The organism is Actinokineospora sp. NPDC004072 (assembly GCF_053604195.1).
The window spans coordinates 78,346-94,480 of the sequence record NZ_JBSGHB010000019.1 but is presented as its reverse complement, the minus strand read 5'-3'; the positions used below and the strand labels follow the sequence as shown (position 1 = coordinate 94,480).

General features: G+C 72.9%; 15 protein-coding genes. 3 read left to right on the top strand and 12 right to left on the bottom strand.

The genetic code is table 11. The features are described from left to right. Nucleotides 1-52 precede the first annotated feature (52 nt). The 8 genes from ACWEPX_RS26145 to ACWEPX_RS26110 form a co-directional block, all read right to left on the bottom strand. A complete protein-coding gene (locus ACWEPX_RS26145; protein ID WP_451899889.1) occupies nucleotides 53-883 on the bottom strand; it encodes a shikimate dehydrogenase in 831 nt (276 codons plus the stop codon). Further along, nucleotides 883-2,058: an endolytic transglycosylase MltG gene (gene mltG / locus ACWEPX_RS26140; RefSeq protein WP_451899888.1), complete on the bottom strand. Its 1,176-nt coding sequence runs from the start codon at nucleotides 2,056-2,058 to the stop codon at nucleotides 883-885. The genes ACWEPX_RS26145 and mltG overlap by 1 nt, the downstream gene beginning before the upstream one ends. Further along, complete coding sequence (gene ruvX, locus ACWEPX_RS26135) at nucleotides 2,055-2,543, bottom strand: Holliday junction resolvase RuvX (RefSeq protein ID WP_451899887.1); 489 nt, start codon at nucleotides 2,541-2,543, stop codon at nucleotides 2,055-2,057. Before ruvX ends, mltG begins: the two co-directional genes overlap by 4 nt. Continuing rightward, nucleotides 2,540-5,194: an alanine--tRNA ligase gene (gene alaS / locus ACWEPX_RS26130; RefSeq protein WP_451899930.1), complete on the bottom strand. Its 2,655-nt coding sequence runs from the start codon at nucleotides 5,192-5,194 to the stop codon at nucleotides 2,540-2,542. The genes ruvX and alaS overlap by 4 nt, the downstream gene beginning before the upstream one ends. Nucleotides 5,195-5,246: 52 nt before the next feature. Continuing rightward, nucleotides 5,247-5,525, bottom strand: a complete 279-nt coding sequence (locus ACWEPX_RS26125) for a hypothetical protein (protein ID WP_451899886.1) — start codon at nucleotides 5,523-5,525, stop codon at nucleotides 5,247-5,249. Continuing rightward, the gene (locus ACWEPX_RS26120; protein ID WP_451899885.1) at nucleotides 5,522-5,929 is read right to left on the bottom strand and encodes a DUF948 domain-containing protein; all 408 of its coding nucleotides are present in this window, start codon (nucleotides 5,927-5,929) and stop codon (nucleotides 5,522-5,524) included. Before ACWEPX_RS26120 ends, ACWEPX_RS26125 begins: the two co-directional genes overlap by 4 nt. 167 nt (nucleotides 5,930-6,096) lie before the next feature. After that, nucleotides 6,097-7,440, bottom strand: coding sequence for a replication-associated recombination protein A (locus tag ACWEPX_RS26115; RefSeq protein ID WP_451899884.1), 1,344 nt, complete (start codon nucleotides 7,438-7,440; stop codon nucleotides 6,097-6,099). Nucleotides 7,441-7,677: 237 nt separating this feature from the next. Beyond that, nucleotides 7,678-8,196 (bottom strand): cupin domain-containing protein, encoded by a 519-nt coding sequence (locus ACWEPX_RS26110; protein WP_451899883.1) that lies wholly within the window; start codon nucleotides 8,194-8,196, stop codon nucleotides 7,678-7,680. Nucleotides 8,197-8,287: 91 nt separating this feature from the next. Here ACWEPX_RS26110 and ACWEPX_RS26105 point away from each other — a divergent pair, with 91 nt between their 5' ends. Continuing rightward, a complete protein-coding gene (locus ACWEPX_RS26105; protein ID WP_451899882.1) occupies nucleotides 8,288-8,896 on the top strand; it encodes a uridine kinase family protein in 609 nt (202 codons plus the stop codon). 342 nt (nucleotides 8,897-9,238) lie between these two features. Beyond that, complete coding sequence (locus ACWEPX_RS26100; RefSeq protein ID WP_451899881.1) at nucleotides 9,239-10,327, top strand: pyridoxal-phosphate-dependent aminotransferase family protein; 1,089 nt, start codon at nucleotides 9,239-9,241, stop codon at nucleotides 10,325-10,327. Here ACWEPX_RS26100 and ACWEPX_RS26095 read toward each other — a convergent pair. The 3 genes from ACWEPX_RS26095 to aspS form a co-directional block, all read right to left on the bottom strand. Next, nucleotides 10,317-11,519 carry a hypothetical protein gene (locus ACWEPX_RS26095; protein ID WP_451899880.1) on the bottom strand — a complete coding sequence of 401 codons (1,203 nt, stop codon included), beginning with the start codon at nucleotides 11,517-11,519 and terminating at the stop codon, nucleotides 10,317-10,319. The genes ACWEPX_RS26100 and ACWEPX_RS26095 overlap by 11 nt on opposite strands. 124 nt (nucleotides 11,520-11,643) lie before the next feature. Beyond that, nucleotides 11,644-12,582 (bottom strand): DUF389 domain-containing protein, encoded by a 939-nt coding sequence (locus ACWEPX_RS26090; protein ID WP_451899879.1) that lies wholly within the window; start codon nucleotides 12,580-12,582, stop codon nucleotides 11,644-11,646. Further along, complete coding sequence (aspS, locus tag ACWEPX_RS26085) at nucleotides 12,582-14,366, bottom strand: aspartate--tRNA ligase (RefSeq protein ID WP_451899878.1); 1,785 nt, start codon at nucleotides 14,364-14,366, stop codon at nucleotides 12,582-12,584. Before aspS ends, ACWEPX_RS26090 begins: the two co-directional genes overlap by 1 nt. Nucleotides 14,367-14,734: 368 nt before the next feature. Between aspS and ACWEPX_RS26080 the strand changes: the two genes are divergently transcribed. Further along, entirely contained in the window at nucleotides 14,735-15,658 is a 924-nt protein-coding gene (locus ACWEPX_RS26080) for a helix-turn-helix domain-containing protein (protein WP_451899877.1), read from the top strand. Nucleotides 15,659-15,696: 38 nt separating this feature from the next. Here ACWEPX_RS26080 and ACWEPX_RS26075 read toward each other — a convergent pair whose 3' ends face one another. Further along, a complete protein-coding gene (locus ACWEPX_RS26075) occupies nucleotides 15,697-16,062 on the bottom strand; it encodes a hypothetical protein (RefSeq protein WP_451899876.1) in 366 nt (121 codons plus the stop codon). Nucleotides 16,063-16,135 lie beyond the last annotated feature (73 nt).

Here is a 16,135-nt window from a genome sequence, read left to right as displayed (position 1 = left end):
GCTCCGAATCTCAACGTACGCGCGCCGGCGTGCGATGCCCAGGCCGTGCTGCTCAGAGCGGAAGGGGCAGCAGTCCGCCAGTCGCCGCGCGCAAGGCGTCGCGCATCTCCCGGCGCGGCGCTTCCTTGCCGGTGAACTGCTCCACCTGCCCGAAAGCCTGGTGCAGCAACATGTCCAGCCCGGTGGCCAGCTTCCCGTCCCGCGCCTCGGCCAGCGGCGTCGGCCACGGGTGGTAGATCACGTCGAGCACGTGCCGGGCCCGCGCCAGCGACGCCGCCAGCCCCGCCGTCGCCGCGGCCGGAGCCGTGTTCACCAGCACCGCCGCCGACGCGGCCACCGAGTCGAAGTCCGTCTCCGACCACCGCACCACCCGCAGCGGCAGCCCCAGCCGCTCGGCGCACCCCACCGCGTCCCCCGCCCGCGCGGGCTCCCGGACGACCACCACCGCGTCCGGAATCCCCAGCTCGACAACGGCAGCCAGCGCAGCGCACGCCGTCCCGCCAGCACCCAGGACCACCGCCGACCCGGAGTCCACAGTGAATCCGTTCGCCCGCAGGGCCCCGGTGACGCCATCGATGTCCGTGCTGTCCGCGTGCCACCCGGCACCGCTGCGGACCAGCGTGTTCGCCGCACCCACCGCCCGGGCCCGCTCGGTCGCCGAGTCCGCGACCGCGAGCGCGGCCCGCTTGCCCGGCATGGTCACCGACAACCCGACCCACTCCGGCCCCAGCTCGCCGACCAGGCCCGGCAGCCGCTGCTCGTCGCACTCGACCCGCTCATAGGTCCAGTCCAGGCCGAGCGCGGCGTACGCGGCCGAGTGCAGCACCGGGGACAGCGAATGCGACACCGGGGAGCCCAGCACCGCCGCCCGAGCGCGCTCCATCAGAACGCGCCGTTGCGCTTGGCCAGGTCGCGGTTGGCCTGGTGCTGCTCGAAGGTCTCGGCGAAGCAGGACGTGCCGTCCTTCTCGCACAGCACGAAGAACAGCCACTTGCCTGCGGGCGGCTCCGCGACCGCGGCCAGGGCGTCCTTGCTCGCCGCCGAGATCGGCGTCGGCGTCAGCCCCATGTTCTTGTAGGTGTTGTACGGCCCCGCCTTGTTGCGGTCGGCGTCGCTGGTGGCGATGTTCGGCCGGTCCAGCACGTAGTTGATCGTGGAGTCGAAGGCCAGCGCCATGCCGATCTCCAGCCGGTTGTAGATCACCCGGGCGACCTTGCCGAAGTCCTTGGCGATCCCCTCGCGCTGCACCAGCGACGCCATCGTGAGGAACTGGTACGGCGAGAACCCGGACGAGTCGGCGATGCTCGGCATGCCGTAGCTCTGCCAGTGCGCGGAGGAGTCCGCCAGCACCTTCTTCCACAGCTCCTCGGCCGTCGCGCCCGGCCGCACGTCGTAGACGGCGGGGGCGATCAACCCCTCCAGCCGTCGCGCGGCCGGGGCCTTGGCCGCGTCGGCCAGCGCCCAGTCCGGCACGCCGAGGGAGGCCAGGTCGCCCTTCTCGGCGACCTTCAGCAGCTCCTCGACCGGCACGCACGTGCTCTTGCCGTTCAGCTCCGCGCACGACGCCTTCGACAGCAGCGACACGACCCCGGGCGTCACCTCGTCACTGGACTTCTTGACGTCGTGCAGCTGCGTGCCCGGCTTGATCTGCAGGTTCCCGACCCGCGCCTTCGGGTTGACGATGCGCGTGACCGCGTCCTGCCCGGAGATCTTGGTCCGCATCACGTAGAACCCGGGCTGCACGGCCCGCACCTGCGCGTTGTCCTCGGCCGCGGCGACGAACGCCCGCGAACTGGCCACCACGCCCTGCTCGACCAGCGTCCCGGCGATCGCGCCGGTCGAGTCGCCCGCCTTGACCTCGATGACCACGTCGGTCTCCCCCGGACCGGCGAAGTCGTCGTAGCCGCCCAGGCCGGAGAGCTGCCGCCAGCCGTACCAGACGCCCGCGCCGATCAGCAGGACGACGAGGACCCCGAAGACCGCGAGCTTGATCCGCTTGCCTCTGGCGCCCTGCTCGCGGTCGGAGTTGTCGTCGAACAGGTCCAGTTCGTCGTTCATGGCTCCTCCGCGGTCCGGGCGAGCGCCGCCGCCCTGGCGTCCAGCCAGCCCTGCAGGATCTCCACGGCGGCGGCCTGGTCGACGACCGCGCGCTGCTTCTTCCCGCGCACCCCGCGCTGGCTGAGCATGCGCGAGGCCGACACGGTGGTGAGCCGCTCATCGGCGAGCCGGACCGGGACGGGTGCGATGCGCGCGCCGAGGGCGCTCGCGTAGGCCAGCGCGCCCTCCGCTGCCTGGCCGTGCCGACCGGCCAGCGTGCGCGGCAGTCCGACCACCACTTCCACCACCTCGTGCTCGGCGACGAGCGCGGCGAGCTGGTCGAGGTCCTTGTGCGTCCGCTCGTCGCGGGACAGCGTAACCAGCGGCGTGGCGAGCACGGGAGCCGGATCGCTGAGCGCGACCCCGACCCGCACGGAGCCGACGTCCACCGCGAGCCTGCGGCCGCGGCCGGGGTCGTCGGCTCCGGGCCGGTCGGGACGGGTCACGGGGCCAGCGCGCCGCGCAGGGCGGTGATGGCCGCCTCGATCCCGCCGGGCTCGGTGCCCCCGCCCTGGGCCATGTCGGGCTTGCCGCCGCCGCGCCCGCCGATCGCCGGGGCGAAGGCGGGCACGAGCTTGCCCGCGGCCAGCCCGGCATCGCGGCCTGCGGCGGTGGTGGCCACCACGAAGGCGACCTTGGGGCCGTCGGCGGAGAACAGCGCGACCACGCCCGGACGCGAGCCGAGCCGGTTGCGGACCTCCACGGCCAGCGTGCGCAGGTCGTTTCCGCCGATGCCGTCCGGGGCGCGCAGCGCGACCAGGGCGGTGCCGTTGACGTCCTCGGCGGCGGCCGCCAGCTCGCCCGCGGAGGACAGCAGCTGGCCGGCCCGCAGCTTGTCCAGCTCCTTCTCCGCCTGCCGCAGCCGCTCGACCAGCGCCTCGACGCGCGCGGGCACCTCCTCGTCGGGCACGCGCAGCATCGTGGCGAGGTTCTGCACGAGCGCGCGCTCCTTGGCCAGGTAGCGCATGGCGTCCATGCCGACGTACGCCTCCAGGCGGCGGCTGCCCGAGCCCACCGAGGACTCCCCGATCAGCGTGATGGGGCCGATCTGGGCCGACCGCTCCACGTGCGTGCCACCGCACAGCTCACGCGACCACGGGCCGCCGATCTCGACCACGCGCACGGTCTCGTCGTAGGTCTCGCCGAACAGCGCGACCGCGCCCATCTCCTGCGCACCGCCCATGTCGGTGTAGACCACGCGGACGGGCAGGTCGTTGCGCACAGCGAGGTTGGAGACCTCCTCGATCTCGCTGCGCGTCTCCGGCGAGAGACCGCCCGACCAGGCGAAGTCCAGCCGCAGGTAGCCGGGCTTGTTGTACGAGCCGCTCTGCAGCGCCGACGGGCCGAGCACCTCGCGCAGCGCGGCGTGCACGACGTGCGTGCCGGAGTGGCCCTGGCGGGCGCCGATGCGCCACTCGGGGTCGACGCGCGTCTGCACGGCCAAGCCCTCGGTGACCTCGCCGCTGCGCACGCGGACCTGGTGGACCCACAGCTTGCGGGCCACCTTCTGCACGTCGAGCACCTCCAGCTCGACGCCGTCGCCGACGATGAGCCCGGCGTCGGACTCCTGGCCGCCGGACTCGGCGTAGAGGGAGGTGCGGTCGACGACGACCTCGACGATCTCGCCCTCAACGGCCGAGGGCACCCGCACGCCCTCGCGGACCAGGCCGCGCACGACGGCCTCGGTGTCCAGCTCCTGGTAGCCGGTGAACTCGGTGGCGCCGAGCGCGAGCAGGTCGCGGTAGACGGTCTGGTCGCCGTGGCCGGTCTTCTTGACCGCGGCCTTGGCGCGGGCGCGCTGCTCGGCCATCAGGTCGCGGAAGCCCTGCTCGTCGACCGTCAGGCCCTTCTCGGCGGCCATCTCCAGGGTCAGGTCGATCGGGAAGCCGTAGGTGTCGTGCAGCTGGAACGCCTTGTCGCCGGGCAGCTGCGAGCCGCCTGCGGTCTTGATCTCGCCCGCGGCCATGTCGAAGATCTTCAGGCCGCTGGCCAGTGTGCCGAGGAAGGTCTCCTCCTCGTTGCGCACCACCGACTCGATGCGCGGGAAGTCCTTCACCAGGTCGGGGTAGGACGGTCCCATCGTGTCGCGGACGACGGCGGCGAACTCGGGCAGCACCGGGTCGGTGACGCCCAGCAGGCGCACGGAGCGCACGATGCGGCGCAGCAGGCGGCGCAGCACGTAGCCGCGGGCCTCGTTGCCGGGGGTGACCCCGTCGCCGACCAGCATGACGCCGCTGCGGGCGTGGTCGGCGATGACGCGGAAGCGCACGTCGTCGACCGGGTTGCCCGCGCCGTAGCGGCGGCCGGACATCTCCTCGGCCTTGGTGATGACCGGGCGCACCAGGTCGGTCTCGTAGACGTTGTCGACGCCCTGCAGCAGGTAGGCGACGCGCTCGATGCCCATCCCGGTGTCGATGTTCTTCTCCGGGAGGACGCCGATCGGCGGGTTGCCCTGCTTGGGGCTGAGCTCGCCACGCACGTCCTGCATGAAGACCAGGTTCCAGATCTCCAGGTACCGGTCCTCGTCGACGACCGGGCCGCCCTCCCGGCCGTGCTCGGGGCCGCGGTCGTAGTAGATCTCCGAGCAGGGGCCACCGGGGCCGGGGATGCCCATGTCCCAGTAGTTGTCCAGGCCGCCGCGGCGCTGGATGCGCTCGACGGGCAGGCCCGCGACCTTCTGCCAGAGCTCGTAGGCCTCGTCGTCGTCCTCGTAGACCGTCGCCCAGATGCGGTCGGGGTCGAAGCCGTAGCCGCCCTCGTCCTGGCTGGTGGTGATCAAGCTCCAGGCGTGCTCGATCGCGCCCGCCTTGAAGTAGTCGCCGAAGGAGAAGTTGCCCGCCATCTGGAAGAAGGTGTTGTGGCGGGTGGTCTTTCCGACCTCATCGATGTCACCGGTGCGCACGCACTTCTGCACGCTGGTCGCGCGCGGGTAAGGCGGTGGGGCCTCGCCCAGGAAGTACGGCTTGAACTGCACCATTCCGGCGTTGACGAACAGCAGGTTCGGGTCGTCCAGGATCAGCGAGGCGCTGGGCACCTCGGTGTGCCCGGCGTTGGTGAAATGCGACAGGAAGCGGCTGCGGATCTCGTGGGTCTGCACGATCATGGTCCTCGGTAGGTCTGGCAGGCGGGCTGGCGGCGGCGGACGGCGGTCAGGCGCGGCCGTCCGCCCGGCGCGCTCGCGCGTCGGTGCGGCGGGTGCGCACGCCGCTGCGGCGCTCCACCATGTCGGCGAGCTCGTCCTCGCGCTCGGCCATGCCCGCGCGCACGTCGGCGCCGAACGCGCCGATGGCCCCCGCCAGCTCGCGGACGGCGTCGCCGACGTTCTCGGCCATCCCCGATGGGGTGACGGCGTGGGCGGTGCGGCGGGCCTTGCGGGAGAGGGCGACGCCCGCGGCCAGGCCGACGCCCATCCAGAACAGGCGGCTCACGACCGGGCTCCCCGGCGCCCGCGGCGGGCGTGCTTGCCCTCGGCCTCGCCCTTGGCGCGGCGGCGGGCCTTGATCGCCTTGCCGATGCCGTAGGACAGGGCGGCGGCCTTGACCAGGGGGCCGCCGAGGGTCGCGGTGAACACCGAGGTCAGCGCGGAGACGTTGCCGGTGACGGCCTGGGCGTTGGCGGTGATGCCGTCGACGCGCTCCAGCTGGGTGTTCACGTGGCTGATCGTGGTGTTGGCGCCGCTGAAGAGCGGGTCGCTGTTGCGCTCCGCCTTCTGGACGGCGCTGGTGACGGCGTCGAGGGTGCGGCCGAGCTTGAACAGCACGATGCACAGCACGATCGCCACGACCGCGAACGCGCCCGCGCCGATCAGCCAGGCAATCTCCCCTGCGGTCACACGCCCTCCTCGTCCCGGATTGATCCGCGTCAGGCTACCGCGCGGTCCGCCGGCCGGTGCTGCCGGACCAGTGTCCGGGGCGGCGTCGCACGCGGCCACTCAAATTCCGCGAATGTGGACAACCAGGGCCTGTGGACAACCCCGCCGCCCCCTCCCCGATTCCCGGTTCACTGGTCCCGTATGACCCGTCGCAATTTCGGGAGGCGATCAGCCAATGGACGTTCGGAACCACGATTCGTGGGGTGGTAGTAGTCGCGGCCGACGAGGTCGTCCGGCGGGTACTGCTGGGCGAGCACCCCTTCGGGCACGTTGTGCGGATAGCGGTAGCCGGTGGCGTTGCCGAGCTTCTTGGCGCCCGCGTAGTGCCCGTCCCGCAGGTGGGGCGGGACGCTCCCCGCCGCGCCCGCGCGCACGTCGGCCATCGCGGCGTCGATGGCGGTGATGACGGCGTTGGACTTGGGCGCGGTGGCCAGGTGCACGGTGGCCTGCGCCAGCGCGAGCCTGCCCTCGGGCATGCCGATCAGCTGCACGGCCTGCGCGGCGGCGACCGCGACCTGCAGGGCGGTCGGGTCGGCCATCCCGATGTCCTCGCTGGCGTGCACGATCAGCCGCCGGGCGATGAACCGCGGATCCTCGCCCGCCTCGATCATGCGCGCCAGGTAGTGGAGGGCGGCGTCCACGTCGGAGCCGCGGATCGACTTGATGAAGGCGCTGACGACGTCGTAGTGCTGATCGCCCTGGCGGTCGTAGCGGACGGCGGCCTTGTCCACTGTGGCCTCGACGGTGGGCAGGTCGATGACCTTGGCCTGGGTCGCGCTCGCCGAGTCCGCCGCGGCCTCCAGCGCGGTCAGCGCCCGGCGGGCGTCGCCGCCTGCGAGCCGGACGATGTGGTCCTCGGCGCCGGCGTCGAGGGTGACGCTGCCCGCCAGGCCGCGCTCATCCTCGATGGCGCGGCGGACGAGGGCGCGGACGTGGTCGTCCTCAAGCGGTTTGAGCTGGAGCACGAGCGAACGGGAAAGGAGTGGTGAGACGACGGAGAAGAACGGGTTCTCGGTGGTCGCGGCGACCAGCAGCACGGTCCGGTCCTCGACCGCACCCAGCAGGGCGTCCTGCTGGGTGCGGGAAAAGCGGTGGACCTCGTCGATGAACAGGACGGTCGACTCCCCGGAGCGGGCTAGCCTGCGGCGGGCGTCGTCGATGACGGCGCGGACCTCCTTCACGCCCGCGGTGAGCGCGGAGAGCGCGACGAAGCGCCTGCCGATGGCGGAGGAGACCAGCGTCGCCAGGGTGGTCTTGCCCGTGCCCGGCGGTCCGTACAGCAGCAGGGAGGCGGGGGCGGCGCCCTCGACCAGCCTGCGCAGCGGAGCCCCAGGCCCGAGCAGGTGGTCCTGCCCGACAACCTCGTCCAACGACGCCGGGCGCATCCGCACGGCCAACGGCGCCTGCTGGTCGACCCGCTTGGCCGGGGCGGGCTCGCTGCCGTAGAGGTCGAAGTCGAACTCCTGTTCCACGGGGCTCGACGCTACCCGCTACCACCCACACGGCTACCGGAAGGCAGCCCACCTCTCCCCTGCACACCCGCGACCGGGCCCCGCGTGGGCCGCCATGACGGTCCGGCAGACCGGGGGAGGCGGTGTGGGACTGGCCTGGGCTCCTACCGGGCGGCTGGTCCCTGCGGACTGGTAGCACAGGCTGTGGTCTCCAGGCCGCGGCGTGCCGTGGGCAGCGGCGGGGCTCGGGGCCTCGGGTCAGCTGTCGACCATGAACTGGTCGTGGCGGGCGTAGAGGGCGGTCCATTCTTCTGGGGTGAGGTCGAGGCCCTTGTCGGCTACCTCGGCCAGTTCCTGGAAGTAGTTCTCCCGCGGCGAGCCGGGGGCGAAGAGGATCAGCATGTCGGCGGGGGCGTCGGAGTCGTTGCGGAAGGCGTGGATGCCGCCTTCGGGGACGAAGAGGAAGTCGCCTGCGGTGGCGTCGACCCACTTCTCGCCGTTGTAGAGGCGGACCGTGCCGTCGAGGATGTAGAACGACTCGGAGAAGGTGCGGTGGAAGTGGGCGCCGGGGCCGCCTGCGTGCGGGGCCATCTGCCAGCGGAAGAGGCCGAACTTGCCGTCGGTCGCCGAGCCGGGGGCGACGAACAGGGCGGTCGACTTGGGGCGGACCAGCGCCTCGATGCCGTCTGCGGGGTGGTAGACGCCGCTCACCTCGCCGGTGTCGCCCTGGTAGGGGTCGGACGACTGGGCGGCTGAGTGGGAACCGAGGTACGACATGTCTCCCCCTGGGCTGTCGGTGGCTGCGGTTCATCCTGGCACGGTGGACGATCAGCGGGGCGGCGATGGCGGCATGGGATAATGGCGTCCCGTGGCGCTGATTCCGGTGATTCTGCTGTCGGGTCCCTCCGGGTCCGGGAAGTCCACGCTGGCGGCCGGGCTCGGCCTGCCGGTGCTGCGGCTGGACGACTTCTACCGCGACGGCGACGACCCGCTGCTGCCCCGCGACGCCGCTGGCCGGGTCGACTGGGACGCGCCGGGGTCCTGGCACGCCGACGAGGCGCTCGCGGCCGTCGTCGGGCTGGCGACCGCCGGTGAGGCCGACGTGCCCCGCTACGACATCGCCAGCGACCGCCGGGTGAGCACCAGCCGGATGGTCACGACGGGCGCCCCCGCCTTCGTGGCCGAGGGCCTGTTCGCCGACCGGATCGTCGCGGGCTGCCAGGCCGCGGGCGTGCTGGCCGACGCCCTGGTCCTGTCCCCCGGCGGCGCCCGCACCTTCGCCCGCCGCCTGGCCCGCGACGTCGCCGAGTCGCGCAAGGCCCTCCCCCTCCTGGTCCGCCGCGGCCTCCGCCTCTGGCGCGAGCACGGCACCGTCGTCCGCCGCTGCGCCGACGCAGGCATGTGGCGCTGCACCCCCGAAGACGCCCCCCGCCGCCTAGCCCGGTGGACAACCGAACACCGCACCGAACCCGTCTGACCCCAGCCCGACCGCCACCACGCACAAGCGTTGAGCCGGTCCCCAAAGAAGCGGAACCACTGACCGCACCCCGCCCAGGCACGGCGTAGAGCCCGTCCCCAACCAAGCGGAACCACCGACCGCACCCCGCCCAGGCACGGCGTTGAACCGGTCGCCCGCACCGGGCGGGAGCTGACCGTTACCTGCCACGCGCCAGGGTTGAACCGGTCCGGCACCGAGCGAGCCCACCGACCAACCGCTGGCACGAGCCGACTCGGCACCAGTCCCTGGACGCCGAGCGGGAGCCAGGCGTTTGACCGCTGGGCACGCGCGGGCGGTGGGGGCGAACGTAGGGTGGCAGGCATGCCACTGGTCGACCGCACGCTGCTGGGCCCTGGTCCGTCCAACCCCTATCCGGAGGCGACTGCCGCGTTGGCCGCGCCGCTGCTGGGGCACCTCGACCCGGAGTTCCTCCGGATCCTCGACGAGACGTGTTCCCGGCTGCGGACGGTCTGGGGTACCGCCAACGCCCGCACGCTCCCCCTGTCCGGCACCGGCTCGATCGGGATGGAGGCGGCGTTCGCCAACTTCGTCCATCCCGGGGACACCGTCGTCGTCGCCGTGAACGGGTTGTTCGGGGAGCGCATGACCGATGTGGCCGCGCGGTACGGGGCTGAGGTCGTGCGGGTCGACCACGAGTGGGGGCGGCCGGTGGACGTGCAGCGGGTCGTGGAGGCGCATCCGAATCCCAGGATCATCGCCGCCGTGCACGCCGAGACGTCCACCGGGGTGCGCAGCGACATCGCCGGGCTCGCCGAGCAGGCCCCCGAAGGGGCGCTCGTCCTGGCCGACTGCGTCACCTCGCTGGCGGGCATCCCCGTCGAGGTCGACGGGTGGGGTGTCGACATCGCCTACGCGGGCACGCAGAAGTGCTTGGGCGTGGCTCCCGGGCTGGCGCCGTTCACCGTGTCCGAGCGGGCGTGGGAGCGTCGGGTGCAGCGGCCGCCGACGTGGTACCTCGACCTCAACCTCATCGGCGCCTACGTCGACGGCTCGCAGGGCGGTCGGACCTACCACCACACCGCGCCCGTCGCCCTCATCGCCTCGCTGCACGCCGCCCTCGGGCGGATCCTCGACGAAGGGCTCGACGCGGTCTACGAGCGGCACCGCGCCGCGGGTGAGCACCTGCAGCGCGGGCTCCAGGACCTCGGCCTCACCCTGTTCGCCGAGGAGGGGCACCGGCTGCCCGAGCTGACCACCGTCAACGTCCCCGACGGCGTCGACTCGGCCAAGATCCGGCAGGTGCTGCTCGGCGAGCACAACATCGAGATCGGCGCTGGCGCGGGCAAGTACGCCTCGTCGGTCTGGCGGATCGGGCTGATGGGCCACAACGCGCGGATTGAGCGGGCCGATCTCATCCTGGCGACGCTGGGCCGCCTGCTCAGGAGCTGAACGCCGGGTACAGCGGCAGCGGCGCGTCGCCGAAGCGGGCCCGCATGGCCCGGGCGACGGCCACGGCGTGCTCGGCGACGTGGTCCGCGCCGCCGCGGTGGGCCGCGGTGGCCAGACCTGTCCACCGGGCGGCCAGCAGCGGGCCCTGCGGCGGCGTCGGCCCGGAGTGGCGCGAGCCGACCCGCTCGGCCGACGGGCTGACCAGGTGCCGCCAGGTGGCCACCCAGACCCAGAACAGGTGCGCCTCCAGCAGCCGGGGCAGCAGCACGGCGTCCTCGGCCAGGTCCGGCCACATGGCCCGGACCTCGGCGCGCCAAGCGGCGATCATCGCCTCGATCATCCCCGGCGGCAGCGCGAAGGCGCACCAGCACGACGGGAACGGCACGGCGATGGCGGCGGCGTCGAACATCATGCTGCGCACGCAGCCGCCCTCGAAGTCCAGGAACCGCACGCCGCGGCTGGTGATCAGGTTGTTGTCCGGGCAGGTGTCGGACGGGCTGAAGGCGCGGTGGCGGGCGGTGTCGAGCAGGCCCAGGGTGGCCACGGCGCTGGAGATCACCTCGTCGGCGGTGGTCACGCCGAACTCGGCGGCCAGCAGCCGGGGCAGGTCGGCGATGGCGATCGGCCCGTCGTCGGCCAGCGGGTCCTTGGTGGTCGGCGGGTTCAGCCTGCGCAGCAGGGCGTCGAAGTCGGCCTCGCGCCCCGCGGTCGTGGCGTGCAGGCGGCCCAGCGAGCGCGCCCAGGACAGCAGGGCGGCCTCCGCGGCGCGGGAGTCGCCGCCGTGCAGCTTGTCGGCCAGGGTGGGGGCGCGGCCGAGGTCTTCGAGCACCAGCAGCCCGGCCTCGCCGTCGTGGGCGAACAGCTCCGGGCACATCCGGTCCTCGGCGGCCAGCGCGTTGAACATCTGGTAGCTGACGGCCTCGCGCACCCAGGAGTCGCGCGGCGTGGTCCCGGTCGGCACGTACCGCTTCACCGCCAGCGTCCTGGGCAGCGAGAACGGGCTGGCGGCCACCTTCACCCGCAGCACCACGGAGCGGTCGCTGCCGCCGAGGTCCTCCGGGTCGCCCAGCCGGATCCGCGCCCCGAACCGCTTGCTGAGCACCGATTCGGCCGCGACGACGGTGGCCAGGACCTCTGCCGCCGCGGTGTCGCGGCTGTCCTCGGGGGGATCGGTGGTGATCTCCACAGTCATCCTCTCCGACCCTACTCCCGCTCCGATTCCCGCAGGGCACCCGTGCCCGCGTTCCGAGGCGACCGTACTGGTGGTCATCGATCAAGAGGGAGGTCCGCCCGGCGAAATAGCGAGGTCGGACCAGTCAGCCCGGCGACAGCGGGCGGCTGGCGTCCCCCGCGGTGCGCCGACGCACGACGAGCACCGCGGCGGCCGCGGCGACGATCCCGACGAGGTTGATCGACAGCTGGGCCAGCGACTGCCCCATCCGGTCCCACTGGCCCAGGATCGCGGCCACCGCGGCGTACCCGGCCGCGGGCACGGTGGTGACCGAGATGAACACCCCGACGAGCGCGGCGGACTTCGCCGAGGTCATCGACAGCATGCCCGCCGCGCCCGCGAGCACGGCCACGATGAGCGACCACGGCCCGACCTCGTAGACGAAGTCGACCTGGTGGTCGTCGCCCGCGATGGCCGAGGCGTCGAACAGCCCCGCCGAGCTGCCCAGCCACGCCCCGAGTGCGGTGACGGCGATGGCCAGCGGGAAGCCCACGGCCAGCGCGAGCGCGGCGCGCCGGACCAGGTCGAACCGCTTGCGGACCAGCCCGACGGCCACGCCCGCCAGCGGGCCGAACTCCGGGCCGACGACCATCGCGCCGACGATCGTCACCGGCGAGTCGGTGATCACCCCGACCGCGGCCAGCAGGCAGGCGATGACCAGGAACGCCAGGAAGGTGCCGTTGAGCCGGGACTCCTCGCCGGTCTTGGCCAGCAGGTTCTCCCACACCACCGCGTCGGCTGCCTCGCCGGGCGCGGCTGCCTCGGCCGCGTCGGCGGCGTCGGAGAGCACCACGTCGAGCTGCTCCAGGCTCAGCCCACCGGTGTGGTCGACGCCCAGCTCGGCGAGGGCGGCCAGGATCTCGTCGGCCGACTCGCGGGCCACCATCGCCTCGACCACATCGCCCGCGGGGTGCACGGCCGCGCCCGGCAGGTGGACCAGGTGCGCCGCGCCCGGGTGCGTCCGCAGCACGGACAGCACGCCGGGCGCGGCGGCCGGTGGGCACACCGCGCGCAGGTGCAGCATCAGGCGGTGGGGGTCGCCTTCGGCTTGGCGTCCACGCCCGCCTCCTTGCGCTGCTCGGCGGTGATCGGGGCAGGCGCGCCGGTCAGCGGGTCGTAGCCGCCGCCGGTCTTGGGGAAGGCGATGACGTCGCGGATGGACTGCTCGCCCGCCAGCAGCATGACGATGCGGTCCCAGCCGAAGGCGATGCCGCCGTGCGGGGGCGGGCCGTAGGCGAAGGCCTCCAGCAGGAAGCCGAACTTCTCCTGCGCCTCCTCCGCGCCGATGCCCATGAGCGCGAAGACCCGCTCCTGCACGTCCTTGCGGTGGATACGGATGGAGCCACCGCCGATCTCGTTGCCGTTGCAGACCAGGTCGTAGGCGTAGGCCAGGGCGTTGCCCGGGTCCTCCTCCAGCCGGTCGATCCACTCCGGGGTGGGCGAGGTGAAGGCGTGGTGGAGCGCGGTCCAGCGGCCGCTGCCGACGGCGACGTCGCCCGCGCTGGCGGCGGCCTCGGCCTCCTCGAACAGCGGGAAGTCCACGACCCAGACCAGCGACCACGCCGACTCGTCGATCAGCCCGCAGCGGCGGCCGATCTCCAGCCGGGCCGCGCCGAGCAGCCCGCGCGCGGCGTTGGCCTCGCCCGCGGCGAAGAAGACGCAGTCGCCCGGCTCGGCGCCCGCGGCCTTGGCCAGGCCGTCGCGCTCGGCGTCGGAGAGGTTCTTGGCGACCGGGCCGCCGAGGGCGCCGTCCTCGCCGACGAGCACGTACGCCAGGCCCTTGTGGCCGCGCTGCTTGGCCCACTCCTGCCAGGCGTCGAGCTGCTTGCGCGGCTGCGAGGCCCCGCCCGGCATGACCACCGCGCCGACGTAGGGCGCCTGGAACACCCGGAACGGGGTGTCGGCGAAGTACTCGGTCATCTCGGTCAGCTGCAGGTCGAACCGCAGGTCGGGCTTGTCCGAGCCGTAGCGGGACATGGCGTCGGCGTAGCTGATGCGCGGGAACGGGGTGGGCAGGTCGACGTCGGCCAGGCCCTTCCACAGCGCGCTGACGATCTTCTCGCTGAGCGCGATCACGTCGTCCTGCTCGACGAAGCTCATCTCGATGTCGAGCTGGGTGAACTCCGGCTGCCGATCGGCGCGGAAGTCCTCGTCGCGGTAGCAGCGGGCGATCTGGTAGTACCGCTCCAGGCCGCCGACCATCAGCAGCTGCTTGAACAGCTGCGGGGACTGCGGCAGCGCGTACCAGGAGCCGGGCTGGAGCCGGGCGGGCACCAGGAAGTCGCGCGCGCCCTCGGGGGTCGAGCGGGTCAGCGTCGGGGTCTCGATCTCCAGGAAGCGCTCGGCGTGCAGCACCTCGCGGGCGATGCGGTTGGCCTCGCTGCGCATGCGCATCGCCCGGGCGGGCCCGGAGCGGCGCAGGTCGAGGTAGCGGTGGCGCAGCCGCGCCTCCTCGCCGACCGTCAGGTGCTCGTCAATGGGGAAGGGCAGCGGCGCGGCCTCGCTGAGCACCTCCAGCTCGGTGGCCAGCACCTCGATCGCGCCGGTGGCGATGTCGGGGTTCTCGTTGCCCGCGGGCCGGGCGGCCACCTCGCCGACGACGCGCACGCAGAACTCCGCGCGCAGGCGGTGGGCGCGCTCGGCCATCTCGCCCTCGCGGAAGACCACCTGCGCCACACCGGATGCGTCGCGCAGATCGATGAAGATGACGCCGCCGTGATCCCGCCGCCGGGCCACCCAGCCGCTCAGGGTGACGGTCTGCCCGGCGTGCTCGGCGCGGAGGGTTCCGGCCTCATGGGTGCGGATCACGGTGTTCGCCTACTCCTAGTCCAGGTGACAGTGGGGATGAGGCTAGCCAATCCGCCTGCCGCGCCGTCCATCAGGTTTCCCGCCCGCGGCCGTCACCCGGCCGTGGGCGGCTGCCCGACCCGGGTGGTCCCCTCAGTGGGTGCTATACACCCGATTGGTCGTATAGTTTTGCCGCTAACCGCACTATCCGGTCACCGCTGGCAGCGATTTGGTTACCCATTAATTAACACTGCGGCTACCCACGCGGGCGTCCACGACGTAGTGTGACCCGCAGGGCGTAAGGGGTAACCCAGGGAGTGAACATGGGTAGCGGTATCACCCGCGAGCCAGTTCGTGAACTTCACCAGAACGGGAGGGTCCGCCACGCGATGACGGCAGAGCAGCCGGAATCCTTGGCAGCCGACGCCTTCCCCACCGCGCTGCGGGCCGCGATCCAGGCCAGCGGGTTGAGCCTCGACCGCATCCAGTACCGGCTGCGGGCGCGCGGTGTCTCGATCAGCGTCACGGCGCTGAGCTACTGGCAATCAGGCAGACGCAGGCCGGAGCGGGCGGAGTCGCTGGCGGCCCTCGGGCACCTGGAGGACGTCCTCGGCGTGCCGACCGGGTCGCTGATCGCCCTGCTCGGCCCGCCGCGGCCGCGCGGGCGGGTCAACCGCGAGTCCTCCCGGCTCTCGCTGGAGGCGCTGTGGGGCAACACCGAGCCGATCGCGCAGCTGCTCAAGCGCATCGACTTCACCTCCGACGCCGCGCTGACCCGGATCAGCCAGCACGACCGGATGGAGGTCGGCGCCGACCGCGGCGACAAGATGACCAACATCCGCCAGGTGTTCCGCGCCGAGCGCGACGGGGTGGACCGCACGGTGATGGTCTACGACCTGGAGCTGCCGGGCAGGCCGTTCCCCCGGGTCGTCGAGGGCGACACCTGCCGCATCGGCCGGGTCGCGCGCGACGAGGGCGCCGGGCTGATCGCCGCGGAGATCCTGCTGGACCGGCCGCTGGCGCGCGGTGAGACGACGATCGTCGACTACGCCCTGCTGCACCCCGGCCCGCCCTACTCCCGCGGCGACGACAGCTACTGCAGGCGGTTCACCAGCCCGGTCCGGGAGTTCGTGCTGGAGCTGCGGTTCGACCCGCGCATGCTGCCCACGTACCTGGAGCAGTGCACCACCGACCCGGACGACCAGGTGACCAGCAGGCGCAAGCTGGAGGTCACCCCCGACGGCAAGGCGCACGCGGTGGTGCTGGACTTCGGGCCCGGCAGCATGGGCGTGCGCTGGGAGTGGCCGGACTGACCCCGGTCTCCGCTGGGGGGTTGCCCTGCGAACACCCCTCAGCGGATGGTCAGCGCCAGGTAGGCGCGCGCGACCCGGCCCTTCGGGCAGGTCGCGGTGAGCGTGAGCGAGTGCGTGCGGCGGTGGGCCGCGGCGCCGACCGACACGGTGAGCCTGCCGTCCACGCCCGCGTCCAGGCAGCGCGGGTCGCACAGCGCGAGCACCGCCTCCGGCAGGCCGGACACGGCGAGGGTGAGCCGCAGCGGGTCGGCGCCCGCCCAGGTGCGGATGAGCGCGCTGCCCTCGGCGAGCTGCCCCACGCGCAGCGACAGCGGGTGCACGGCGATCCCGAAGTCGCCGTGCGGGGCGTCCTCGTCGAGGAACGGGTCGTATGCGTAGACCACGAGCCCTCCTGCGATGGTCATGTCGGTGACCACGATCGCGGGAGCTGAGCGGGCCTATCAATCCGTACGTCTCGCCGTAGAGGTACGCAATCAA